This is a genomic window from Kitasatospora sp. NPDC058184 (assembly GCF_042883725.1).
Taxonomy (GTDB): domain Bacteria; phylum Actinomycetota; class Actinomycetes; order Streptomycetales; family Streptomycetaceae; genus Kitasatospora.
The window spans coordinates 309,557-331,811 of record NZ_JBHVVE010000006.1; the positions used below are offsets into that span (position 1 = coordinate 309,557).

Genomic DNA, 22,255 nt, shown 5'->3' on the forward strand with positions numbered 1-22,255 from the left:
GCCACCCCGCGGCCCCCGGCGCCCCCCCCCCGGGGTGTGGTTTTGGGCCACTTTTCGGGGTCCCGGAACCGGGGCGGGCGGGCGGCGGGGGGCGGGGGCGCCACGGCAGCGTTCGTAACGGGCGGGACGGGGTCAGGCCGTGAAGTAGCCGCTCAGGTCGGCGATCACGTGGGTGTCACCCCAGTTGTTGAAGAACGTCACCCGGCCGTCCACGACCGGGACGACGACCGGGTTGGCCCTGGTCTGCCCGGCTGTGAAGTTGAGGTTCGACACGCCGGGGCGGTCGGTGCCGTGCGGGTGTCCAGCAGCGGGACGGGGGTGGTGGGGGGAGTAGGTCGAGCCGGTGCCGCCGCCCGGGCCGGTGCGGCCTGGCTTACCAGCGAGGCCAGGACGGCGTGCAGCAGGGCCCCGGAGGCGGCTGCGCGGCGCGGCCACTTCGGTCTTGACCCGGCGCAGGCCGCGCGGCTCCTCGGCGTCTACTGGATCAGTTCGAGGTGCGGATGGTCCGGGGACACCGGGCAGACGTGGAGTTGCAGGTCGTAGCCGCGGGCGAGGTCGAGCATGGTCGGGTTCCACGGTTCGGGATCGGTGAGGGACTGCGTGGAGCGGGACTGGTCCTCGTAGGGGATCCAGCTCTCGGTGCTGGGATCCCATTCGGCCGAGGAGATGGTCAGCAGCGGGTCCATCTCGGTGCCGCACGCGTCGCAGTCGCGGGGGGTGGGGTCGGTCAGGCCCCAACGGGTCCAGCCACCGACCTTCCAGCCGGGAGCGTGGGACAGCTTGTTCAGGTAGAACTCCTGCGGGGCGATGGCGTAGGAGCTGTCCACCGCGGGCCCGGCCGCCTGCCAGGCACTCCACTCCGCCAGTTGCTGCTGCACCTCCTCGTCCAGCTCCAGGGGGTTGGGGTAGTCGGTGACGTCCTCCGGCGAGAGCAGGCACGGCTGCGGCACATAGCCGGGGAACTGGACCGCAGGCGGCTCGGGATGTGCGGTGAGAACTGGGGTGACCGCCGCGGCGGACCGCCAGAACAGTGCGGTCCTGGGGTGCTCCGGGTGGTCGAAGGGGCACCACAACACCTGGAGCACATCGGCCTCGGCCGTGCCGGGCGGGCGCAGCCGGGGGATGTCACGCGTGTACAGCTGGGCGACGGGAAGCATGGGGACGGGGCCGTCGGGCCACGGGCGGCCGGCTTTGATCAGGCTGTCGATCGCGCGCTCTTCGGGCGTGAACCGGACCATCTCGGGAATGCCCTTCGGGCGGCTCGCCACGGCCGCCCGGATGCTGCGCTGCTGCCGTACGTCCTGCGGTGAGAGGATCGTGTTGACCTGGTCCCACACGTGCGGGCCCTCGCAGTGCGGCCAGGGCTCGTCGGCGGGCCACAGCAGCGGCCCGCCGACGGAACTGTCATGCGGTGACGGTGATCCGGGGTGCGGGTGCAACCGGGTCGCCGTGCGTGCCAGGGGGGCCAGCCGAGGGAACAGCGCGGTGACGTCGAGCGGCCGCGGTGGGGTGGTACGACTCATTCTGGCTCCCGATGGCACTGGTCGGTCGGATTTAGTTGCCGAGGTTGTACAACCCAGTATTGCCCTTGGTGTTGGGGATGTAGACGTCGGGGAACAGCGGCTGCGACGTTCCGTCCGCCCGCTGGACGGTCGCGCTCATCGTGACGCCGTCGGGGATCGTGCTGGTGATGTCACCGTAGTGGGGCGTGACCTCGTAGAAGATGGCGTCGTTCTCCCCGAAGTTGGCGTCCTTCACCAGTTCCTGAGCCTTGTACTCGTAGGTCCGCATGCTGGGGGTTCCCGTGTTCATGCCCGACTGCCAGCAGGGGACGAGGTTGTCCTGCCCGCCGTCCTTTATTTGGCCCTTTCCGCCGACGATGTTGGCGATCAGGTGGCACCGGGCGAGTCCGTACGGAGCCTTGGTGCCGGGAGAGGCCAGGGGGCGGGCGAATTCCTGTGCGTCCTCCCAGCCGGTGATGTCACCCGACGCTGCGGTGCCCTTGCCCGGATTCTTCCCCAGACAGGCTTCGGCCTTGGTCGGCCGGGTACCGGCCGGGCCGGGCGGGTTGGTGTCCTTGTTGCGCTGCGCGACCGGTTCGGTGGTGTTGCTGTTCCACCCGTCGCCATTCGGGAGCGACCCTGTCGGCCGAGTCTGAAGGCAGGCGGCCCGAGGCGGGGCGGTCGAGCCGGTGACCTCCAGACCGAACCGCTCGCCCTCCACCACACGCTGGTTGGCGAAGCCCTCGGAGAGCCGCGTCCGGGCGGACTGGCTGTCCGCGACCGGAACGTGGGCGCGCACGCACGGCATGCTGCCCGTCACGCTCCGCAGCGGGTAGACGTCCCATGTTCCGGTGCTGGGGTTGGGGATGATCTCGGCGCACTGGGCGCCGTCGGTTCCCCCTTCATGGCTGGCCCCGAAGGGGAAGTCGTCACAGGTGTCGTCGGTGACGAGGTCCGGTAGGGCCTCGAAGGGTTGCGAGCCCTCGCAGGTGCGGCTCGTGCGGTCGGCCATGCCGCTCTTCGCGCGGGTCAGTGGCTTGTTGCGGCCCCAGCCGTCGGAGAGGTTGTTCTGGGCCCACTGGTATCCGGCCGCCGCGGCTCCCTCGGTCGACGTGCTCATCCGGACGATGGGCATGACGCTGGGGACGGCGCAGCCGGCAACGGGCTTGCTGGTGGAGCTGCTGGTGTCCCGGACGTCGTCGTCGCACCGGATCTTCTCCGGATTGCTCCAGGAGGCGTTCGGGTCGACGGCCTGGGCGCCGGGTGAGGTCACGTACAGCTTGTACGACGTCGTGAAGTCGACGGACGTTCCGGCGGCGGGGGCGGAGGAGTAGGACACGTTGCCGCTGACGGACTGGCCCTTGACCAGGTCCCCGCCGAACCAGGGGGCGGGCTTGGTGACCTTGCAGCCGGCCGAGCATTCGGCCCTGAACTTCGCGCTGAGGGACGTGACCGCCCCGGTCGCGCCGGTCATGGCCACCGTGATGTCCTCGTCCCACGTCGTGCGCGCGGCGGGCAGGAGGGCACTGGTCGCGACGGTCAGGGTGCCGGTGCCGAGCTCCTTGCCGTTGCCGTCCTTGAGCGTGTACAGCACGTTCAGGCCGTTCACGCAGTAGCCGAAGCGGCCGTAGCTCCAGTTGCCGGGGGTCGTCGTCGCACAGGTGGCGTCGTCGGCGGCGGCCAGCGCGGTCGGCTGAGCAGCGGCGAGAGACCGCCGCTCGGCCGGCGTCGGCGGCGCGACGCTCATGGTGACACAGGCCTGCACGGCTCCCGCCCCGCGCTCGCTGGAGCCTGTGCGCGTGGGCTCACAGTTCTCCTCGGAAGTCGCCGTGAAGGGCCGGGTCTTGGCGGGGGTGGGAACGCGGTCCGGACCGCTGGGGTCGACCGTGCCCACCTTGAGGCCGGACGCCGTGGGCACGTGCGCCGACGGGGTGTGCTGGTCGGCGACGGCGGTGCCGGTCGCGGTGAGGCTGAAAACGAGAAGGAGCCCGGGAAGTATTCGTCTTGTGCGTGATGAGATCATGTCTTCTCTCGGCTGGGGATCGTTCCAAGCGCCATGTGGTGGGCTGCGTGACGAGGTGAGCCGCACCGCCGTCCGTCGTTCGGGTCGGCGGGTGCGGCTACGGGAATCGCCTTGGGAGCTATCCGTCACTGACCGTCCGGCACGGTTTCGGTACTGGTTGAGCCTGCTCTCACTTCCCTCGGCGCCCGTGCCGTGGGGGCAGCGGGTGAGTATCAGTGAGCTGCGGCTGGATGCGGGCACTTCATCCCGGGTCGGCCGGAGACGCTGCCGTGCCGGACGAGCCGATCAGCCGACGCCTGGGAGGTGAGCGGAAGGCGGTGGCGGACCTGTCAGAAGAAGGCGCCGACGAGCTTGGAGCCGGCGTCGGCGAGCTTCTCCACCGTCCTGACGACCGGCTTGGCCACGGTGGAGACGGCCTTTCCGCCGCCACGGGTGACGAGTTGCAGCGCCGTGCGCCCGGCGGCCATGGCGAATTGGCTGCTGCCGAAGCCGTATTCGAATCCCGAGGCGATCGCGCTGATTCCAGAGGCGACGACGGAGACGCCGAGGCAGACCGCGGCGATGCTGCCGAGGACGGGCGCGGCAGGCCAGAACACGCAGGCGACGCCGAAACCCACCGCCAGGAGTCCTGCGGCCGAGCTCACCTTGTCGGCGGTGTCAGCCCACCATTTGGCGTTGCTCGGCGATTCGTCCTGGCCGGGCTGGGATCCGTCCTTGCCGGGTTGGGTTCCCTTGGGGTTGACCGTGTCGTTGGTCGCCGTGTTGGAGGGATTGCGGTTCGCATCGCGGTCCCTCTGCGCCTGCTCGGCGGCGACGCGCGCGGCTTCCTGCACCTCTGCCGTGCGCTTGTCGGCCGCGGTCTGGCGTGCTTCGGCGGCTGCGGTGGCAGCGGTCTTGGCGTCCCGGCCGGCGTTGAGCTCGGCCTGGTGGGCACTGGCGGCGGAGGCTGCGGCGCTGTAGGAGGAGGCCAGCGCGCTGCGGGCCGCGTCGACGGCGATGTTGGCGGAGTTGTTCGCCGCGCGGGAGGCACCCTGAGCGGTGTTGGCGGCGTCCTTGGCCTTGTCCGCCGAAGCCTGGGCGTCGGCGGCGGATTTGTCCGCCGCGCTCGCGTACTGGCGGGCCTGGGTGGCGTAGCCGTCGGCCAACGTGGCCGAGTCCAGTGCTTTCTGGGCCCACTCCTGGGCCTTGACCCCCGCATCTCGGGCTTCGGCCGCGACCTTGGAAGCGAGTGCCGCGTCCTTCTGCGCCTCCTGGGCGATCTTGGCTGCCGCCGCGATGGTCGCTTGCATGGCGGCGGCGTGGCTGAGGGAGTCGTAGTCGAGCTGGGCGGCTCGGTGCTGGACGAAATCCACGAAGCGCCGGCGCATCCAGGCCGGGCCTTCCATGGCGACCTGGGCGTACGCCTTGGAGTAGGCGTTGCCGGAGGCGATCACCTTCATGGTGGAGACGGCGTCGTCCTCCCTGATGGCGTTGGTCAGGTCCTCGTCGAAGAACTTCTGGAGGGCTTCCGGTGTGTTGGCGTTGAGGGCGTCGTTGGCGGCCTGGACCACGGCCTTGCCGGGCCTCTCGTTGAGGATCTTGAGGATGTTGACCCTGTTGTCCTCGGCCCGTGACTTGATGACGCCGCTGGTGTTGAAGTCGCCTTCCGCGGGGATGCCGCCGGCAAGGGCTTGGACCGCCGCCCTCGCGACGGCCGGCTCGGAGACCTGGGCGATGAAGAGGATGGTCTCGCGATCGTCCTGGGAGGCGGCGAGCTCGCGGTCCAGGTCGATCCAGGAGTAGACGTCGTACTCGGATCCGGCGAGTGCGAAGCGGGCGGCCTGACGGCTCCAGGTGCCCGCGGAATCCAGGAACGCGGTCGCCGCCTGTCGGCCGAGGGTGGCGGCAGCGGCGAGGTCGTTGTTCCTGAGGGCCTGCTCCGCCCGGGCGATGAGGTCCTTGGTGGCCTGGGCGGTCCGCTGCGCCTGGGTGCGCTTGTGCAGGGCGGCCGCGCGTTCGCTCTGGTCCAGCAGGGTGAGTTGGGCCGCCTCCTTCATACCTTGCAGTCTGTCGGTCTCCAGTGCGGCGGCCTCGGCGGCGCGGGCGTTCTTCTCGACCTCGATCGCGTCCGCGATCGCCTGGGTCGCGAGGTTGGCCGCCTTGACCGCCTCGTCGGCGTAGGCGGTGGACCTGTTGGCGAAGTCGATGGCCTGGCCGGCGTACTTGACGGCTTCCTCTGCGGCGTCGGCGGCCTTCTCGGCGTGTTCGGCGGCCGATTTGGCCGCGACATGGGCAGTGCGCGCGGCTTGGGCGGCGGTGGAGGCGAGTGCCCGGGCGGTGGAGGCGGCGTTGGTCGCCTGGTTGGCCGCGGAGGAGGCGATCTCGGCCTGGCGCTTGGCTTCGGCCGCCTCGTTCTGGGCGGCACCGGAGGCGTTCGCAGCCTGGGCGGAGGCCTTCGCGGCGGCGGCGGCGTCGCGTGCGGCGTCGGCGGCCGCCAGGCCGGCGTCGGCGGACTGGTCCGAAGCGAGGGCCGCGTCATCGGCCGCCTTGGCCGCGTTGTAGGCCTTCGCGGCGGCGTCGCGTGCGGCGACCGCGGCGTTCTTCGCCTCTTCGGTCTTCTTCTCGTCCTTCGACGCGGCGATCGCGGCGTTGTAGGCGCGCGTGGCCGCCGAGCCGGCGGCGGTTGCCGCTTGCGAGGCCGCGGTGGCTGCCCAGGACGCCCGCTGCGCTGCCTGGATGGCGGCGTTGGAGGCATTGATGGCGATCCCGGCGGCGGACGCGGCGCCGCTGGCGGCGGTGGCGGCCGAGCGGGCCGCGTCGGCGGCCAGACGGCCGTCGTCCCGCGCCTTCTCGGCTTCGAGCGCGGCGGTCTCGGCCTTTTCCTTGGCCTTGCCCGCGGCCGTCGTCGCACGTGCCGAGGCCTCGACGGCCAGGTCGGTCTGCTCCCGTGCGCGTGCGCTCTCACGCTCGACGATGGCGACCAGCTGCCCGATGTTGGCTGCTTCCTGGTCACGGGCCCGCGCGATGTGCTGGCCGGTGTCGAGGTACCACTGCACGTCGTCCGCGGTCCCGCTCAGGGCCCGGTTCGCGTACTTCTTGAGCTCCGGGCCGGCTGTAGCGAGGCCGCGGATGATCTCGACCCGCATGTCCTCCAGCCTGGCACTGTACTGAGTGGTGAGCAGGAACTGCTCCAGCGCCTGGTCCGTTCCGGCGCTGAGCGCGGTGTTGCCGTCGCGCTTGACGCTCTTTCCGCCGTTGGCCATCACCGAGAGGGTCGAGACCCGCATGTCCTCGGTGACCGAGGAGCGGAATCCGTCCTTGATGAAGGCCGATATCGCGTCGTCACCGTCGTTGAGGGCGGCGGTGACGTCCCTGCGGATGCTCCTGCCTCCGAAGCCGAGGTAGGTGAAGGCGGTGACACGGTTGTCGATCCGCGTCGCCTTCGGCAGCTGCTCGGTGAGGAACGTGGTGATCTCCTGGTCAGTGCCGCTCAGCGCGTAGGAGGCCGCCTCCCTGACCGAACGGCCGCCCAGGATCCAGGCCTTGACGACCTGGGCGCGGTCCGTGTCCGGAAGGGACAGGGCGTCACCGGCGGGGTCGGCCGTGCCGGCGCCGGGGGCTGCTCGTGCGGGTGTGGTGAACAGCCAGGGAGTGGAGACGGCGGCTGCGCTCGCCGCGAGGGCGGTGGCGAAACGGCGCCGGCTCCAAAAAGTCTGCTGCACAGAAGGACCTCTCTGATTGCGAATCCTCGAGGGTGAGGCCGAATCCCGCCCGGGACGTATCGTCGGAGTGGCGGTGGCCTGACCCTATGTAAGCGAACACGTCGTTAAAACCTTGGCTGGAGCCCAGGTGACGTCCCGGTCGGAAGATGGCTGGATCTGGTCCTCAGATTTTCGCAAAACTGCCACAACCATTCGACGGAGTGGCACACGTCGCGTTCCAAATATGGAGTTTGCACGACTATGTTCCGGTATATCCGCTTGGCTTGGCGGCATCTGGCTGCTTCTATTCAGGAGCTCGCCAGTCAGGGCATGATGTCGCTACACTCCCGTTCCGGCAGAATCCTTATGACCTGGCCGAGGCGCACCCCATAAATCTGCGCGCCTCTCTTTCCCATCGCGCACTCATGCGCGTTCACATGCACCGAATCGACACCTGGGACGAAAATGAAGGTACGTAGCACCATTCTGCGGATCACTGTCACAGCTCTGAGTGCAGGCGCTCTGACCTGGATTGCAATCGCTGGAGGAGCTGGCGAACGCGGCCCCGATAAGATCGCGACGCAGGTGGTTGCCGATGAAGGCCCCGGGTACGCGGTTGAAGACTTCGCCTACCCGAATGCCGACGGAATCCTCGCGGAGCAGAAGATCAAGCTCAAGAGAGGAGACGGCCACATCCTCCTCGCTCCGTGCACGGGTGCACCTGAATTGATGGAGGTCTTCTCCCACAAGAACGAGAAGGTCTGCTTCCGGGTCACTGGGGACAAGGGCTACCTGAGCCTCGAAATCCCTGCGGTCTTCGGAGTGAAGGGAAACGATTACGCCGCGCAGGTCGCGATGACCACCGGCACCGAGGAAAAGACCTTCCCGGTCGACAAGAACTCCTGGACGGCTGTCGGCGAGACCGCGGATGCGCAGGGCCGCGATTTCATGCTCCTGGAAATCCGCACCAGCAAGTAGCACCAGTCGGCGCCCGGCCCCAGGGGCGTCGTCGTTCAGTGTGCGTCCCCGGTTCGATCATGCGATACCGAGGATGGCCAGGGTACGGGTGGCGTTGCGCGCGTGGTGGCGGACGCCAGCGGCGATGGCAGTGTGTCCGGCGAGGCGGAGGGCGAGCCTCGCCGCCGACGGCGCCACCCGGACCGTGGATGTCCTCGAAGGCTTCCGCCGCACCGCGACGCGGGAGGTGGAGCTGGGCGGACGGGCTATCCGGCGGGGGGACAAGGTGGTGGTCTACCACGCCTCCGCGAACCGGGACGGGGTGGTGTTCCCCGACCCGGACCGCTTCGACGTCACCCGTAGCCCGAACGACCACGTGAGCTTCGGGTACGGTCCGCACTTCTGCCTCGGTGCCCAACTCGCCCGCCTGCAGCTGAGGTCGGCCCTGCGCTGCCTGGTCGAGCGGCTGCCGGGGCTCGGGCTCGTGCCGGGGCGGCCGCCGCGGCGGCTGGTCTCCAACTTCCAGAACGGGCTCAAGTCACTGTGGGTCCAGTGGGGTTGAGACCGCCCTCCGGGTGCGCCCGGTGCGTCACTCGAAGCGCTCGGGGTCGCCGGCCCCGCGCCGGGTGATCTCCGCCTCGCCGCTGGAGAAGTCGACGACCGTCGTCGGCACCGTGCCGCAGTCGCCGGAGTCCAGCACGGCGTCCAGTTGGTGGTCGAGCCGCTCCTTGATCTCCCAGCCCTGGGTCATCGGCTCGTCCTCGCCGGGGAGGAGCAGGGTGCTGGAGACCAGGGGCTCGCCGAGCTCGGCGAGCAGGGCCCTGGTGACGACGTGGTCGGGGATCCTGACGCCGACCGTCTTCTTCTTCGGGTGCAGCAGGCGGCGCGGCACCTCCTTGGTGGCGGGGAGGATGAAGGTGTAGCTGCCCGGCGTCGCGGCCTTGATCGCGCGGAAGACGTTGTTGTCGATGTGGACGAACTGGCCCAGTTGGGCGAAGTCCATGCACATGAGGGTGAAGTGGTGGCGGTCGTCGAGGCGCCGGATCGACCGGATCCGTTCGAGGCCGTCGCGGTTGTCCAGCTGGCAGCCCAGGGCGAAACAGGAGTCGGTCGGGTACGCGATGAGGTCCCCGGAACGGAGGCCGGCGGCCACGGAGCCGATGGTGCGCGGCTGGGGGGACTCTGGATGCACGTCGAAGTACTTCGCCATTGGTCGACCCTAAGCGATCCCGGCCCCCGATCGCTGCACGGCGGGCCAGCGGGTACGGGCAGCGGGTACGGCCAGCGGGTACGGGCAGGGCAGACGGCCGGCCGCCGGAGCGGTCAGCCCGCGCAGTCCGGGCACAGCCCCCGGTAGGTGACCTCCGCCTGCGCCACGACGAACCCGAAGCGCTGCTCGGCCGGCAGGTCGGCCAGCGGGTCGCCCTGCGGGTGGACGTCGCGGATGGCGCCGCAGCCCGTGCAGACCAGGTGCTGGTGCGGGTGGTGCGCGTTCGGGTCGTAGCGCTTGGCGCGCCCGTCGGTGGCGACCTCGACGACCTCACCCAGGGTGACCAGTTCGCCGAGCGTGTTGTAGACCGTCGCCCGGGAGATCTCCGGGAGGCGCTCGGCGGCCCGGGCGTGCACCTCGTCGGCGGTCAGGTGCACGTGCTCGCCGTCCAGGACCTCGGCCACGACACGCCGCTGGGAGGTGAGGCGCCAGCCGCGCCCGCGCAGCCGCTCCAGGAGGTCACTCATATCGGTTCACCTATTCAGGTAATGGGGAGGACCGGAGTTTACCAATGCGCTTCCGGTGCCCTCCGGATCCCGATCGGATATGGGCTTGGTGTCTTTCTTGACTTGGATTCCGTCCACCGTAGGATCGGCTCCGGCGCTAGCCTGGACAGCAGCAGCACGTGACTCCCGTCACCACTCCCGTCACCGCCGTGCGCGGTGCCGAGCGGGAACACCACGGGGCGCACCAGGCCAGACCGCAGCAGTAGGTGCCGTAGGTAGCAGATGAAGACACCGTGATCCGCCTTGTGAGGGAAGGATTCCCATGTCTGACAACCACGATGCAACCGGCGTAGAGGCGAACGCGGAGGGCTGCCCGGTGAACCACGGGCGCGCGCCGCACCCCACCCAGGGCGGCGGGAACCGCCAGTGGTGGCCGGAACGGCTCAATCTGAAGATCCTCGCGAAGAATCCCGCCGTGGCCAATCCGCTCGGCGCGGAGTTCGACTACGCCGAGGCCTTCAAGACCCTCGACCTCCCGGCCGTCAAGCGGGACATCCAGGAGGCCCTCACCACGTCGCGGGACTGGTGGCCGGCCGACTTCGGCTACTACGGCCCCTTCATCATCCGGATGGCCTGGCACAGCGCCGGCACGTACCGGATCAGCGACGGCCGCGGCGGCGCCGGCGGCGGCCAGCAGCGCTTCGCCCCGCTGAACAGCTGGCCGGACAACGCCAGCCTGGACAAGGCCCGCCGCCTGCTGTGGCCGGTGAAGAAGAAGTACGGGCGCGCCCTGTCCTGGGCCGACCTGATCATCCTGTCCGGCAACGTGGCCCTGGAGGGCATGGGCTTCCGGACCTTCGGCTTCGGCGGCGGCCGGGTCGACGAGTGGGAGCCGGACGAGGACGTCTACTGGGGCCCCGAGACCACCTGGCTCGGCGACGAGCGCTACACCGGCGACCGCCAGCTGGAGAACCCGCTGGCCGCCGTCCAGATGGGCCTGATCTACGTCAACCCCGAGGGCCCCAACGGCAACCCCGACCCGCTCGCCGCCGCCCGCGACATCCGCGAGACCTTCTACCGGATGGCGATGAACGACGAGGAGACCGTCGCGCTGATCGCCGGCGGCCACACCTTCGGCAAGACCCACGGCGCCGGCCCGGCCGACAACGTCGGCCCGGACCCCGAGGCCGCCCCCATGGAGCAGCAGGGCCTCGGCTGGAAGAGCAGCTTCCGCACCGGCGTGGGCGCCGACGCGATCACCAGCGGTCTGGAGGTCACCTGGACGGCCACCCCGATCACCTGGGACAACAGCTTCTTCGAGACGCTGTTCGGCTACGAGTGGGAGCTCACCAAGAGCCCGGCCGGCGCCTGGCAGTACAAGCCCAAGGACGGCGGCGGCGAGGGCACCGTGCCGGACGCGCACGTCCCGGGCAAGCGGCACGCCCCGAACATGCTCACCACCGACCTCTCGCTGCGCTTCGACCCGGTCTACGAGCCGATCTCCCGGCGCTTCCTGGAGAACCCGGAGGAGTTCGCCGACGCCTTCGCCCGCGCCTGGTACAAGCTGACCCACCGCGACATGGGCCCGGTCGTCCGCTACCTCGGCCCGGAGGTCCCCGCCGAGCACCTGCTCTGGCAGGACCCGCTGCCGGAGGTCACGTACCAGCGGATCGGCGCGGCCGACGTCGCCGACCTCAAGCGGCGGATCACCGCCACCGGCCTGTCGGTGTCCGAGCTGGTCTCCACCGCCTGGGCGGCCGCCTCCTCGTTCCGCTCCAGCGACAAGCGCGGCGGCGCCAACGGCGGCCGCATCCGGCTCCAGCCGCAGATCGGCTGGGAGGTCAACGAGCCCGACCGGCTGGCCACGGTGCTGCGCGCCCTGGAGGGCGTCCAGCGGGAGTTCAACGCGCAGGCCGGCGAGAAGCAGGTCTCGCTCGCGGACCTGGTGGTGCTGGCCGGCGGCGTCGGCGTCGAGCAGGCCGCGAAGGCGGCCGGCCTGGCCGTCGAGGTGCCGTTCGAGCCCGGCCGGGTGGACGCGCCGCAAGAGCTGACCGACACCGAGTCCTTCGCCGCGCTGGAGCCCAAGGCGGACGGCTTCCGAAACTGGGTCGGCAAGGGCAACCGGCTGCCGGCCGAGTACCTGCTGCTCGACAAGGCCAACCTGCTGGGCGTCAGCGCCCCCGAGTTGACCGTGCTGGTCGGCGGCCTGCGCGTGCTGGGCGCCAACCACGGCGGGTCCGCGCACGGGGTGCTCACCGGGACGCCGGGCGTGCTGACGAACGACTACTTCGTCAACCTGCTGGACCTGGGCACCAGTTGGAAGGCCACCTCGGAGGACGCGCACACCTTCGAGGGCCGGGACGAGTCCGGCCGGGTGAAGTGGACCGGCACCCGCGCCGACCTGGTCTTCGGCTCGAACGCCGAACTGCGCGCCGTCGCCGAGGTGTACGCGAGCGACGACGCCAAGGAGAAGTTCGTCGAGGACTTCGTCGCGGCCTGGGCCAAGGTCATGAACGCGGACCGCTTCGACCTGGCGTGATCCGCACCCGCGGCTGACGCGGCCGGCGCGGATGGCGCGGCGGGAGCCCGGGGTGTCGACCCCGGGCTCCCGCCGTCGTTACCGGGCTCCCGCCGCCGCTACCGGGCGGCGTCCGCGGACCCCACGCTGACCAGCCCGGTCTCGTACGCCGCGACCACCACCTGGGCCCGGTCCCGCAGGCCCAGCTTGCCGAGGATCCGGGCCACGTGCGTCTTCACCGTCGCCTCGGACAGCCCCAGCCGGGCGGCGAGTTCGGCGTTGCTGAGGCCGCGGGCGAGCAGCGCCATCACCTCCAGCTCGCGCGGGGTGAGCGTGCCCAGCTCCCGGTGCGGGGCGACGGCGGCGGCGCCCGGGTCGTCCGGGCGGGCGAAGCGCTCGACCAAGCGGCGGGTGATCGCCGGGGCGAGCAGCGCGTCCCCGGTGCGGACCAGCCGGACGGCGGCCGCCAGGTGCTCCGGGGTGACGTCCTTCAGCAGGAAGCCGCTGGCCCCGGCGGCCATCGCCGCGTAGACGTAGTGGTCGAGGTCGAAGGTGGTCAGCATGATGATCCGGGGCGGCTGCCGCGCCCCGTCCGCCAGGATCCGGCGGGCGGCCTCCAGCCCGTCCAAGCCGGGCATCCGGATGTCCAGCAGCACCACGTCCGGCCTGGTGCGCCGGACGGCGGCGACGGCCTGTTCGCCGTCCTCGGCCTCGGCCACCACGTCGATGCCCTCCGACTCCAGGATCAGCCGGAACCCGGTGCGGACCAGGGCCTGGTCGTCGGCGACCACCACCCGCAGCGGCTGCTCGTTCATGAACTCTCCAGGGGGACAAGGGCCTTGACGCGGTAGCCGCCGCGCGGCCGGGGGCCGGTGTGCAGGGTGCCGCCGTAGACGGCGAGGCGTTCGCGCAGGCCGAGCAGGCCGCGTCCGTTGCCGGTGGCGGCGGCGCCGGTGGGGCGGCCGCCGGTGTCGGTGACCTCGACCAGCAGCCGGTCGGGGGCGTACTCGACGGTCACCGCGGCGTCGGCGCCGGACGCGTGCTTGACGGTGTTGGTGAGCGCCTCCTGGACCACCCGGTAGGCGGCCAGCTCGACCCCGGGCGGGACGGGCCGGCGCTCGCCGCGGACGGTCAGCTCGACCGGCAGCCCGGCCTGCCGGACGCCGTGGACCAGCGCCTCCAGGCGGCCGAGGCCCGGCTGCGGGCTGAGGTCGGCCCCGGCGGCCGGGTCGCCGGAGCTCTCCGAGTCGATGGTCAACAGGCCCATCACGTGCCGCAGTTCGGTCATCGCCGCGCGCCCGCCGGACTCCACCGCGGCCATCGCCTCGCGGGCCTTGTCCGGGGCGGTGTCCAGGATCTTGCGGGCCGCCCCGGCCTGGATCGTCATCATGCTCACGTTGTGGGTGACGACGTCGTGCAACTCCCGGGCGATCCGGGCCCGTTCGAGCTCCACCGCGCGCTCCAGAGCGGCCAGCTGCCCGCGCTCCAGGGCGGAGAGCCGCTCCCGCCCCTCGTCCACCCGGCGGCGCCACATCCGCAGTTCGTAGGCGACCGCGAACACCGGCACCAGGACCAGGACGGCCATCACCCCGTTGGGGAAGTGCGGCAGTTTGGCCGCGGCGAAGAGCACCACGAGGGCGGCGGTCGCGGCCGGCAGGCTCAGCAGCAGGGCCGTCGCTCGGCGCCCGTACGCGGCGGCGCTGTACGCGGCGACGATCACCGCCACGCCCGCCGCGTACGCGATGTCCTCCGACTCGTGCCGGACCAGCAGCGCGGCGGGCAGGACCACCCAGAGCACCGCCAGCGGGTGGCGCCGGCGCAGCACCAGCGGCAGCGGGACGAGCGGCACCAGCAGCAGCAACAGGCCGTGCCGGTCCGGATGGCCGGGGTTCTGCGCGATGGTCGCGTAGCGCCCGCCGGTGAGCGCGAGGAAGAGGGCCAGGGCCAGGTCGAAGGCCAGGCCGCGCCGGGTCGGCCGGGGCGGCGGCGGTCCGCCCGGGCCGCCGGCCAGCCGGACCGCCGCGCGCAGCCGCCGCACCGTCGGATGGTTGATCACCGGGACATTGTGGGGGCCGCGGGCGCCGGGGGACAGCCCCGCGGGTGGCGGGCGGCGGGTACACCCGGCGACTACGTCGGAAGGATGACGCCGTGCCCGGGTCCGCCGGACGCGGTAGCGATGGTGCGGCGGACGGCTGACGCGGGCGCGGGCCGCCCGTTCGTACCTTCGTCCTCGTCACCAGGCGGGCAACGACGAGGAGCGGGGACATGAGCGGCGATCCGGTGATCGAACTGAACGGGGTGAGCCGTCACTACGAGGGCGCCCGGGCGGCCCTGGACGGGGTCACGCTGAGCGTGCGGACGGGGGAGTCGGTGGCCGTGCTCGGCCCGTCCGGCAGCGGGAAGTCCACCCTGCTGAACCTGGTCGCCGGGCTGGACCGGCCGAGCGCCGGGACGGTCACCGTGGCCGGGGTGCGGGTGGACCGGCTGGGCGAGGCGGCCTCGGCCCGCTACCGGCGCGGCACGATCGGCATGGTGTTCCAGTTCTTCAACCTGCTGGACGACCTCACCGTGGCCGACAACGTGGTGCTGGCCGGCGAACTGGCCGGCGTCCCGCGCGCCGAGGCCCGGCGCCGGGCCGCCGAACTGCTGGAGAGCCTCGGCATCGACCGGCACGCCCGCGCCCACCCGGGCCGGCTCTCCGGCGGTGAGCGCCAACGCGTCGCGGTGGCACGGGCGTTGATGAACCGGCCGACACTGCTGCTGGCGGACGAGCCGACCGGGGCGCTGGACTCGGCCTCGGGCGAGGACGTCAAGGAGCTGTTCCGGGAACTGCACGAGGACGGGCAGACCGTCCTGCTCGTCACCCACGACCTGACCCTGGCCGAGGACTGCGCCACCCGCACCGTGCGGATGCGGGACGGCCGGGTCGAGGCGGACTCGGGTCCGGGGTCGACTTCGGGGCCGGACGTGGCTTCGGGTGCGGCTGCGGCCGCGGCTTCGACTTCGGGTACGGCTCCGGGCCCGGCGGTGTCGGCATGAGCGCGCTCGGCAGGGTCGTCCGGGCCGGTGTGCGCAGGCGCCGGACGCAGTCCGTCGCGGTCGGGCTGGCCGCCCTGGTGGCCACCACCTGCTCCGTCCTCGGCGGCTCGCTGCTGGTCGCCTCCCAGGACCCCTTCGACCAGGCCTTCGACCACCAGCACGGCGCCCACCTCACCGCGCGCTTCGACGGCGCCCGGGCGAGCGCCGACCAGCTCGCCGCCACCGCGCACGCCCCCGGGGTGGCGGCCGCCGCCGGGCCGTACCGCACCGTCACCGTCGACCCCGAGCCGGGGCCCGGCCTGGGCATGCCGCCCGGGGTGACGATGGGGCCGATGACCGTCGCCGGGCGTGGCTCGGCCACCGTCGGCGTCGACAACGTCACCCTGGTCCAAGGGAGTTGGCCGCAGCAGCCGGGCGAGGTGGTGGTCGACGCCGGATACCACGACCAGCCGAGGGGCCTGGGCGGCAGCCTGCGGGTGCCCGGCCTGCCGGGGGCGCCGACCCTCAAGGTCGTCGGCCTCGCCCGCTCCGTCAGCCGTACCGCCGACGCCTGGGTGACCCCGGAGACCGTCGCCGCCCTCGCCGCGCCCGGCAGCACCCCCGGCTACCAGATGCTCTACCGCTTCACCGACGCCGGCAGCGCCGACGCCATGGCCGCCGACCGGGCCGCCGTCACCGCCGCCGCCCCCGCCGGGGCGCTCACCGGCGCCCAGTCCTGGCTCACCGCCAAACAGGGATCGGACCGCAACACCGCGCTGTTCCTGCCCTTCATGGTCGCCTTCGGCCTGCTCGGCATGGCGATGTCCGTGCTGGTCGCGGGCAATGTGGTGGCCGGCGCGGTCGGCACCGCCACCCGCCGGATCGGCGTGCTCAAGGCGCTCGGCTGCACCCCCGCCCAGGTGGTGCGGGCGTACGTCGCCCAGGCGCTGGTCCCGGCCGCCGTCGGCACCCTGCTCGGGGTCGTCGTGGGCAACGCGCTGACCGTCCCGGTGCTCGCCACCACCGGCTCGCTGTACGGCACCGACACCTCCGGCCTCGTCCCCTGGGTGGACGTCGCGGTGGCCGGCGGCACCCTGGCCGCCGTCGCGCTGGTCGCCTGGGCCGCCGCCGCCCGGGCCGGCCGGCTGCGCACGGTGGACGCGCTCGCCGTCGGCCGGACCGCGGGCGGCACCCGACGGGACGTCCTGGCCGCCCGCGCCGCCGCGCTGGCCGCCCGGCTGCCGCTGCCCAGGCCGCTCAGCCTCGGCCTCGCCCAGCCCTTCGCCCGCCCGGCCCGCGCGGCCGGAATGCTCGCGGCGGTGCTGTTCGGCACGGCGGCGGCCGTCTTCGCGGTGGGCATGGGCGGGACGATGAGCTGGGTGCAGGAGGCGAAGAGCCGCGACGCGGGGGACGTCGCGGTGCACCCGGTCCGGCCGGACGGCCCGCCCGGAACGGCGCCGGCCAGTCCCGTCCCGGCCGACCGGGCCGTGGTCACCGCCGCGCTGGACGCCCAGCCGGGCACCGCCGGGTACCTCGGCAACGGCACCGAGGACGTCACCGTCCCCGGGGTGGCCGGCGCCACCACGGTGACCGCCTTCGACGGCGACTCCTCCCGGGCGGGCTACAAGATGGTCAGCGGCCGCTGGTACCGGGGCCCGGGCGAGGCCGTCGCCCCGTCCACCTTCCTGACCGAGGCCTCCGTCAACCTCGGAGACCAGGTGACCTTCACGACCCACGGCCGGGCCGTCACCGTCCGGATCGTCGGCGAGGTCTTCGACCCGCACGTGCAGACCAACGAACTGCTCACCGACGCCGGCAGCTACCCGCCCGGAACGGCCCCGACCCCCGACTTCTGGTTCGTCAAGCTGAAGCCGGGCACTGACCGCGCCGGTTACGCCGCCGCCCTCACCGCCGCGCTCGCCCCGGCACACATGACCGCCGACACCGGCGGGCCGCACGGCTCCAGCGGCTCGATCGCCGCCCTGAACTCGCTCACCGCCACGCTCACCCTGCTGCTGCTCGTGGTCGCCGGGCTCGGGGTGTTCAACACCGTCGTCCTGGAGATCCGCGAGCGCACCCGGGACACCGGCGTCGCCAAGGCGCTCGGCATGACCCCGGCCCAGACCGTGGGCGTCGTCCTCGCCTCGGTCCTGCTGACCGGTGCCGTCGGCGGCGCGATCGGCCTGCCGGCGGGGCTGCTGCTGCACGGCCTGACGGTGCCCGCGATGGGCCACAGCGCCGGGCTGAACTTCCCGCCCGCCGCGCTGGACGTCTTCGGCACCCCGGCGCTGGTCCTGCTCGGCCTCGGCGGCGTGCCGATCGCCCTGCTCGGCGCGCTGCTCCCGGCCGTACGGGCGGCGCGGGCGCGCACCGTGGACGCGCTACGGGCGGAGTGACGGCGGGGGCCGTACGGGACCGGACGCCCGGTCCCGTACGGCCCCGGCGCGGCTCAGGAGGCCCCCGCCCCCGTGGCGCTCAGGAGGCGCCCGGGTCGTCCGCCCTCTGCTCGGCCGCCCGGACCTGCTCGGCGAACTCGCGCGCGTCGATCCGCTCGACCGAGGCCCCGTGCCGGGCGGCCAGCTCGTCCGCCGGGGCGGGCGAGGACTCCCGGAGCTCCACGGCGAGCAGCGCCCCGCCGTCCGGCACCCGGGGCGAGAGCATGATCAGCCCGGCGCCGCCCTCGCTCGCCTGGTGCTCCTCGGCCGCGTTGCCGAGCGCCGCGCCGGCCGCGAAGCCCAGCAGCACGCCGACCGGCCCGCCGAGCAGCCCGATCAGGCCGCCCAGCACACCCGAGCCGACGGTCGCCACCCCCGCGCCCCGGGTGAAGGTGTCCGCGACCTCCAGCAGCCCGTCGGCGCTGCGCTCCATCGCCGCCACCATCCGCAGGCCCGGCAGGTGCTGCGCCTCGTCGAAGGCCGGGCGCCAGGCGGCGGCCTCGGGGAAGGTCAGCAGGACGACGTTGTGCTGGTCGCTCATCGCGCTCCGATCGGGCCGGGGCCGGAGGTGGCCGGGCTTCCATCGTGACCCCCGGTGCGGGGCGCTGCCACCCCGGCGGCCTCAGCGCGGTTCGTCCGCCGGGTGGTTGAACACCGGCCCGAGGTCCGGCGGGAGGTGGTCGACGAGCAGGGCGACGGCCTCCTCCGGGGTGGCGGGCGTGCCGAGCACCCCGGCGCCGCCCTGGCCGCGGACCTGGTAGCCACCGCCGTCCAGCGGCACGGCGAACGGCACGCCCGCGGCGGTCCACGGGGACGAGGTCGACAGGCTGAAGTGCAGGTCGTGGTGGCTGGTCCAGGGGAAGAGCCGGCCCAGTCGGGGCTCGGCGCGGGCGGCCTTCAGCAGCCGCACCAGGCCGTCGTGGCAGCTGCCGGGGCCGTGCCCGATGTCCTGCTGGAGCCACTCCCAGGACAGGACGATCCCCTCCCAGCGGGCCTCCACCGCGGCCTCGGGACCGATCGCGCGGGCGGCGGCGACGTCCGGCAGGACGGGCTTGGGCAGGGCGTCCCTCTGATCTTCTGATCGCATGGTGAGCAGTCTGCCCCAGCGCTGCCCGGAAACCCGCCTCCCGGGCACGCGCCTCCCGGAAACGAAACGGCCCGTCGGACCCGGCCCGGCGACGCCTGGCCGCCGGGCCGGAGAGGTCGCGTCAGTCGAACTCAGGCCATAACAAACATCCTTGACGATACGTCAGATTGCCGAGGCGGATTCCGTGAGGCCGAGCGCCCGGTCCCGGGCGACCTCGGCCTCGCGCAGTGCCAGGCGGAACCCCATGAAGACGACGAAGCCCGCGAAGACGAACCACTCCAGGGTGTAACCGAGGTTCTGGAAGGCCCGCAGGGTCAGCCCGTTGCCGTCCTGCTGCCGCAGGTCCGCCACCGGGGTGAGGCCGGCCGGTGCGGCGTCGGCCGCCACCCAGCCGTCGTACACCGGGTAGGGGAGGAGGTTGACCAGGGCGGCCGGGCTGATGGTGCCGAGTTGCCCGGCCGGCAGTCCGCCCGCGATCGCGCCGCGCCGGCCGCTGTCCTCCGGTGCCTGGAGGCGCCCGGTGACGGTGACCCGGCCGGTCGGCGCGGCGGGTACCCGGTCGGCGGCCGGCGGGTCGGGGGCCCAGCCCCGGACCACGGCGACGGCCGGGCCCCCGTCGGTGCGGAGCGGGGTGAGCACGAAGTAGCCCTGCTCGCCCCCGAGGAGGCGGGACGGCACGAGCAACTGGTGCGCGGAGTCGTAGCCGCCCGTCGCGAGGACCGTGCGTCCTGCCGTGGTGGTGGTGACCAGGGGCTGGTCCCGGGTCAGGAGCTGTTCGAGCGGGACGGCCCCGGCGGCCGGGCGGTCGGTGGCGCGGTGGGTCGCCAGTCGGTCCTGGAACCGGCCGAGCTGCCAGGTGCCGAGCCAGAGGCAGACCGTGACGGCCGCCAGGGCGACGACGGCTCCGGCCAGCCAGCGGGGAGTCAGCAGGAAGCGGTACACGACCTCACCGTCCCTACGCGGCCCGGGTGTTGCTCAGTCGGCCGGCCGGCGCAGCAGGGCGACGAGGGTCGCCTCGAGTGCGTCGAGGGCCTCCTCCGAGGTGAAGCGGCCCGACTCGACCTGGTCGCCGGCGGCCTGGACCAGGGCGTAGATGGAGGTGACGAGCCAATGGGCGGGGAGGTCATCCCGGAACGTTCCTTCCTGCCGCCCTCGGGTGATGAGCTGTTCCATCGCCGAGAGGATGCCGGTGTGGTGGCCGTGGACGGCTTCGGCCGGCAGCGCGTGGCGGGCGGCGTGCAGCATGCGCAGGTTGCGGTCGAGCAGTTGCCAGGAGGACCGGATGAAGGCCAGGAGGGCCTCGTCGGCCGGGCCGTGGGCGAGGTCGGTGGCGTCGACCACGGTGGCGACCTCGGTCAGGGCGCGTTCCATCAGCTGGCTGAGGAGTTCCTCGCGCGAGGAGAAGTGCCCGTACAGGGTCACTCTGCCGACCCCGGCGGCCGCGGCGATCTCGGTCATGCTCGCGTTGGGGTTCCTGCCGAGGCAGGCGGCAGCGGCGGCGAGGATCGCGGCGATGTTGCGCTCGGCGTCGGCCCGACGGGGGGCGGAGCCGCCCCGCCGGGCCTTCGCGGCGCCGCTGTGGTGTTCGGATTCCATGGGACGGAGTCTAAATACCGTGGGCGGTTCCTCTTCCTCTCAGTGGACGTGGACGCCTTCGGGCATATCGGCCTTGCCGCGGGGGACGACCAGCAGCCCGATCAGCGCCGCCACCGCCGCGACCGCGGCCAGTGTGGTGTAGGCGGCGGGGAACCCGGCGTCGGTGTGCTGCGCGATGCCGACCGCCGCGACGGTCGAGACGGTCGCGGCGCCGATGGTTCCGCCGACCTCGTGGAAGGTGTTGACGACCCCGGACGCGATCCCGGCCTCGTGGTGGGAGATGAAGCCGAGCGCCGTGGTGGTCGCGGAGACGAAGACGGGGATGATGCCGACGGCTCCGATGACCAGTCCGATGATGACGCCCACGGTGCCGTCGGCCAGGGACAGCACGAGGCTCCCGGAGGCCGAGACGAGCAGTCCGCCGGCGGCGACCAGACGGGCGCCGGCGTGGCCGATGAGGTGCGCCGCGAGGTGGGCGCCGATCGCGGTCGCGACGGCGACGGGCAGCAGCAGGGCCCCGGTGGACAGGGCGGACAGTCCGCGCACGTTCTGGAGGTAGAGGGAGCCGAGGAAGACGTAGCCGAGCAGCAGGCCGGTGGCGATCAGCATCAGGAACGAGCCGGCGGCGACCGGGCGCTTGGCGAGGATGCGCAGGTCCATCAGCGGGGAGGCGGTCTTCCGCTCGACCAGGGTGAAGGCGGCGTAGAGCGCCACGGCGCCGATCAGCGGCAGCAGGGTGGCGGTCGAACCCCAGCCCGCGTCACCGGCCTTGATGAGGCCGTAGATGAGCGACCCGGTCGCCGTGGTGACGAGGACCGCGCCCGGCAGGTCGATCCGGCGGTCGCCGTGGGCGGCCGAGGCGCTCGGGGCGGGGACGAGCCGGGGGACCACGGCGAGGATGCCCAGCCCGACCGGGACGTTGATGAAGAAGGCCCAGTTCCACCCGGGGCCCGCGGTGAGCACGCCGCCGAGCATCGCGCCGACCGCGAAGCCGATGCCGCCGAGGGTGGCCCAGATGCCCAGGGCCTTGTGGCGCTCGGCGCCGTGGAAGGTGCGGGTGATCGTGGCCAGGGCGGCCGGCGACAGCAGCGCCGCGCCGACGCCCTGCGCGAGCCGCCCGCCGATCAGGACGGTCGCGTTCCCGGCGAGCCCGACCACCAGGGAGGCCGCGGTGAACAGGACCAGGCCGGTCACCAGGAGGCGCCGGGCGCCGAAGGCGTCGGCCAGCCGGCCGCCCAGGAGCATCAGGCCGCCGAAGCAGAGGGTGTAGGCGGTGACGGCCCAGGTCAGGGTCTCGCGGCTGAGATCGAGGTCGTCGCCGATGCTCGGCAGCGCGACGTTGATCACGGTCACGTCCACGATCAGCATGAACTGGGACAGGCAGAGCAGGGTGAGCAGCAGCCAGCGGCGCGGGTCGAGTTCGGCCTGCGGATGGTCCTCTGACGTGGTGTGGGCAGCGTGAGTCATCGGGACAACCCCTATCTCAGACAACGGTGTATGAGTTAAGGGATACCGCAGAACGGCTAAGTTGAACAGTCCTGTATGAGTTACTGTCTCCGCTCGGAGAGTCCGCCCGAGTCCGCCCTTGGCGTCGGGAGGGTCGCATCGGCCTGCCCCTGGGCCCGTCCGCATGCCCGCCCCCGCACCCGCCCGGTGGCCCCGGCGTGCAGGCGGACCCTTGACCCTATGCGTCATAGTAGTTAAGTTGGACATTGTGTTCGAC

At 72.5% G+C, this 22,255-nt stretch carries 18 protein-coding genes; 5 read left to right on the plus strand and 13 right to left on the minus strand.

All coding sequences use genetic code 11. The features are described from left to right. Positions 1–132 precede the first annotated feature (132 nt). The 4 genes from ACFVXH_RS14565 to ACFVXH_RS14580 form a co-directional block, all read right to left on the minus strand. Positions 133–273, minus strand: coding sequence for an N-acetylmuramoyl-L-alanine amidase (locus ACFVXH_RS14565; protein ID WP_387823328.1), 141 nt, complete (start codon positions 271–273; stop codon positions 133–135). Positions 274–476: 203 nt separating this feature from the next. Further along, on the minus strand, positions 477–1,523 hold the full coding sequence (locus tag ACFVXH_RS14570; protein ID WP_074002536.1) for a hypothetical protein: 1,047 nt from the start codon (positions 1,521–1,523) through the stop codon (positions 477–479). A 31-nt stretch (positions 1,524–1,554) separates the two neighbouring features. Further along, positions 1,555–3,525: a DNA/RNA non-specific endonuclease gene (locus tag ACFVXH_RS14575; protein WP_380744847.1), complete on the minus strand. Its 1,971-nt coding sequence runs from the start codon at positions 3,523–3,525 to the stop codon at positions 1,555–1,557. 329 nt (positions 3,526–3,854) lie between these two features. Beyond that, positions 3,855–7,226: a hypothetical protein gene (locus ACFVXH_RS14580; RefSeq protein ID WP_380744845.1), complete on the minus strand. Its 3,372-nt coding sequence runs from the start codon at positions 7,224–7,226 to the stop codon at positions 3,855–3,857. Between the two features lie 444 nt (positions 7,227–7,670). On the opposite strand from ACFVXH_RS14580, the gene ACFVXH_RS14585 reads away from it, so the two are divergent. Together ACFVXH_RS14585 and ACFVXH_RS14590 are read left to right on the plus strand one after the other, a co-directional pair. Continuing rightward, a complete protein-coding gene (locus ACFVXH_RS14585; protein ID WP_181970515.1) occupies positions 7,671–8,183 on the plus strand; it encodes a hypothetical protein in 513 nt (170 codons plus the stop codon). A gap of 184 nt (positions 8,184–8,367) precedes the next feature. Continuing rightward, positions 8,368–8,724 carry a cytochrome P450 gene (locus ACFVXH_RS14590; RefSeq protein ID WP_387823333.1) on the plus strand — a complete coding sequence of 119 codons (357 nt, stop codon included), beginning with the start codon at positions 8,368–8,370 and terminating at the stop codon, positions 8,722–8,724. A 27-nt stretch (positions 8,725–8,751) separates the two neighbouring features. On the opposite strand, the gene ACFVXH_RS14595 is transcribed toward ACFVXH_RS14590, so the two are convergent. Next, positions 8,752–9,372: an L-threonylcarbamoyladenylate synthase gene (locus ACFVXH_RS14595; RefSeq protein ID WP_049650747.1), complete on the minus strand. Its 621-nt coding sequence runs from the start codon at positions 9,370–9,372 to the stop codon at positions 8,752–8,754. 113 nt (positions 9,373–9,485) lie between these two features. Then, complete coding sequence (locus tag ACFVXH_RS14600) at positions 9,486–9,899, minus strand: Fur family transcriptional regulator (RefSeq protein ID WP_049650746.1); 414 nt, start codon at positions 9,897–9,899, stop codon at positions 9,486–9,488. Between the two features lie 301 nt (positions 9,900–10,200). Here ACFVXH_RS14600 and katG point away from each other — a divergent pair, with 301 nt between their 5' ends. Continuing rightward, on the plus strand, positions 10,201–12,417 hold the full coding sequence (gene katG / locus ACFVXH_RS14605) for a catalase/peroxidase HPI (protein ID WP_049650745.1): 2,217 nt from the start codon (positions 10,201–10,203) through the stop codon (positions 12,415–12,417). Between the two features lie 98 nt (positions 12,418–12,515). On the opposite strand, the gene ACFVXH_RS14610 is transcribed toward katG, so the two are convergent. Both ACFVXH_RS14610 and ACFVXH_RS14615 read right to left on the minus strand, forming a co-directional pair. Then, complete coding sequence (locus ACFVXH_RS14610) at positions 12,516–13,211, minus strand: response regulator transcription factor (protein WP_049650744.1); 696 nt, start codon at positions 13,209–13,211, stop codon at positions 12,516–12,518. After that, positions 13,208–14,452 carry a sensor histidine kinase gene (locus ACFVXH_RS14615; RefSeq protein WP_387823339.1) on the minus strand — a complete coding sequence of 415 codons (1,245 nt, stop codon included), beginning with the start codon at positions 14,450–14,452 and terminating at the stop codon, positions 13,208–13,210. The genes ACFVXH_RS14610 and ACFVXH_RS14615 overlap by 4 nt, the downstream gene beginning before the upstream one ends. Before the next feature lie 209 nt (positions 14,453–14,661). Between ACFVXH_RS14615 and ACFVXH_RS14620 the strand changes: the two genes are divergently transcribed. Beyond that, positions 14,662–15,435 (plus strand): ABC transporter ATP-binding protein, encoded by a 774-nt coding sequence (locus tag ACFVXH_RS14620; protein WP_387823342.1) that lies wholly within the window; start codon positions 14,662–14,664, stop codon positions 15,433–15,435. After that, the gene (locus ACFVXH_RS14625; protein ID WP_387823345.1) at positions 15,432–17,810 is read left to right on the plus strand and encodes an FtsX-like permease family protein; all 2,379 of its coding nucleotides are present in this window, start codon (positions 15,432–15,434) and stop codon (positions 17,808–17,810) included. Before ACFVXH_RS14620 ends, ACFVXH_RS14625 begins: the two co-directional genes overlap by 4 nt. Before the next feature lie 79 nt (positions 17,811–17,889). Here ACFVXH_RS14625 and ACFVXH_RS14630 read toward each other — a convergent pair whose 3' ends face one another. The 5 genes from ACFVXH_RS14630 to ACFVXH_RS14650 all read right to left on the minus strand — a co-directional run bounded on the left by ACFVXH_RS14630 (position 17,890) and on the right by ACFVXH_RS14650 (position 21,999). Further along, positions 17,890–18,390, minus strand: a complete 501-nt coding sequence (locus ACFVXH_RS14630) for a histidine kinase (RefSeq protein ID WP_380739628.1) — start codon at positions 18,388–18,390, stop codon at positions 17,890–17,892. An 81-nt stretch (positions 18,391–18,471) separates the two neighbouring features. Beyond that, positions 18,472–18,936 (minus strand): DUF6193 family natural product biosynthesis protein, encoded by a 465-nt coding sequence (locus ACFVXH_RS14635; protein WP_387823348.1) that lies wholly within the window; start codon positions 18,934–18,936, stop codon positions 18,472–18,474. A 162-nt stretch (positions 18,937–19,098) separates the two neighbouring features. Beyond that, the gene (locus ACFVXH_RS14640; protein ID WP_387823351.1) at positions 19,099–19,878 is read right to left on the minus strand and encodes an SURF1 family protein; all 780 of its coding nucleotides are present in this window, start codon (positions 19,876–19,878) and stop codon (positions 19,099–19,101) included. Between the two features lie 33 nt (positions 19,879–19,911). Then, positions 19,912–20,532 (minus strand): TetR/AcrR family transcriptional regulator, encoded by a 621-nt coding sequence (locus ACFVXH_RS14645; RefSeq protein WP_387823354.1) that lies wholly within the window; start codon positions 20,530–20,532, stop codon positions 19,912–19,914. Between the two features lie 39 nt (positions 20,533–20,571). Beyond that, complete coding sequence (locus ACFVXH_RS14650) at positions 20,572–21,999, minus strand: MFS transporter (protein ID WP_387823357.1); 1,428 nt, start codon at positions 21,997–21,999, stop codon at positions 20,572–20,574. Positions 22,000–22,255: the final 256 nt, after the last annotated feature.

Coding starts and splice junctions, on each gene's coding strand:
- ACFVXH_RS14650 (WP_387823357.1), bottom strand. CDS start 21,999: ATGACTCACGCTGCCCACACCACGTCAGAGGACCATCCGCAGGCCGAA.
- ACFVXH_RS14630 (WP_380739628.1), bottom strand. CDS start 18,390: ATGAGCGACCAGCACAACGTCGTCCTGCTGACCTTCCCCGAGGCCGCC.
- ACFVXH_RS14625 (WP_387823345.1), top strand. CDS start 15,432: ATGAGCGCGCTCGGCAGGGTCGTCCGGGCCGGTGTGCGCAGGCGCCGG.
- ACFVXH_RS14610 (WP_049650744.1), bottom strand. CDS start 13,211: ATGAACGAGCAGCCGCTGCGGGTGGTGGTCGCCGACGACCAGGCCCTG.
- ACFVXH_RS14575 (WP_380744847.1), bottom strand. CDS start 3,525: ATGATCTCATCACGCACAAGACGAATACTTCCCGGGCTCCTTCTCGTT.
- ACFVXH_RS14645 (WP_387823354.1), bottom strand. CDS start 20,532: ATGGAATCCGAACACCACAGCGGCGCCGCGAAGGCCCGGCGGGGCGGC.
- ACFVXH_RS14595 (WP_049650747.1), bottom strand. CDS start 9,372: ATGGCGAAGTACTTCGACGTGCATCCAGAGTCCCCCCAGCCGCGCACC.
- ACFVXH_RS14635 (WP_387823348.1), bottom strand. CDS start 18,936: ATGCGATCAGAAGATCAGAGGGACGCCCTGCCCAAGCCCGTCCTGCCG.
- ACFVXH_RS14600 (WP_049650746.1), bottom strand. CDS start 9,899: ATGAGTGACCTCCTGGAGCGGCTGCGCGGGCGCGGCTGGCGCCTCACC.
- ACFVXH_RS14620 (WP_387823342.1), top strand. CDS start 14,662: ATGAGCGGCGATCCGGTGATCGAACTGAACGGGGTGAGCCGTCACTAC.
- ACFVXH_RS14570 (WP_074002536.1), bottom strand. CDS start 1,523: ATGAGTCGTACCACCCCACCGCGGCCGCTCGACGTCACCGCGCTGTTC.
- ACFVXH_RS14585 (WP_181970515.1), top strand. CDS start 7,671: ATGAAGGTACGTAGCACCATTCTGCGGATCACTGTCACAGCTCTGAGT.
- katG (WP_049650745.1), top strand. CDS start 10,201: ATGTCTGACAACCACGATGCAACCGGCGTAGAGGCGAACGCGGAGGGC.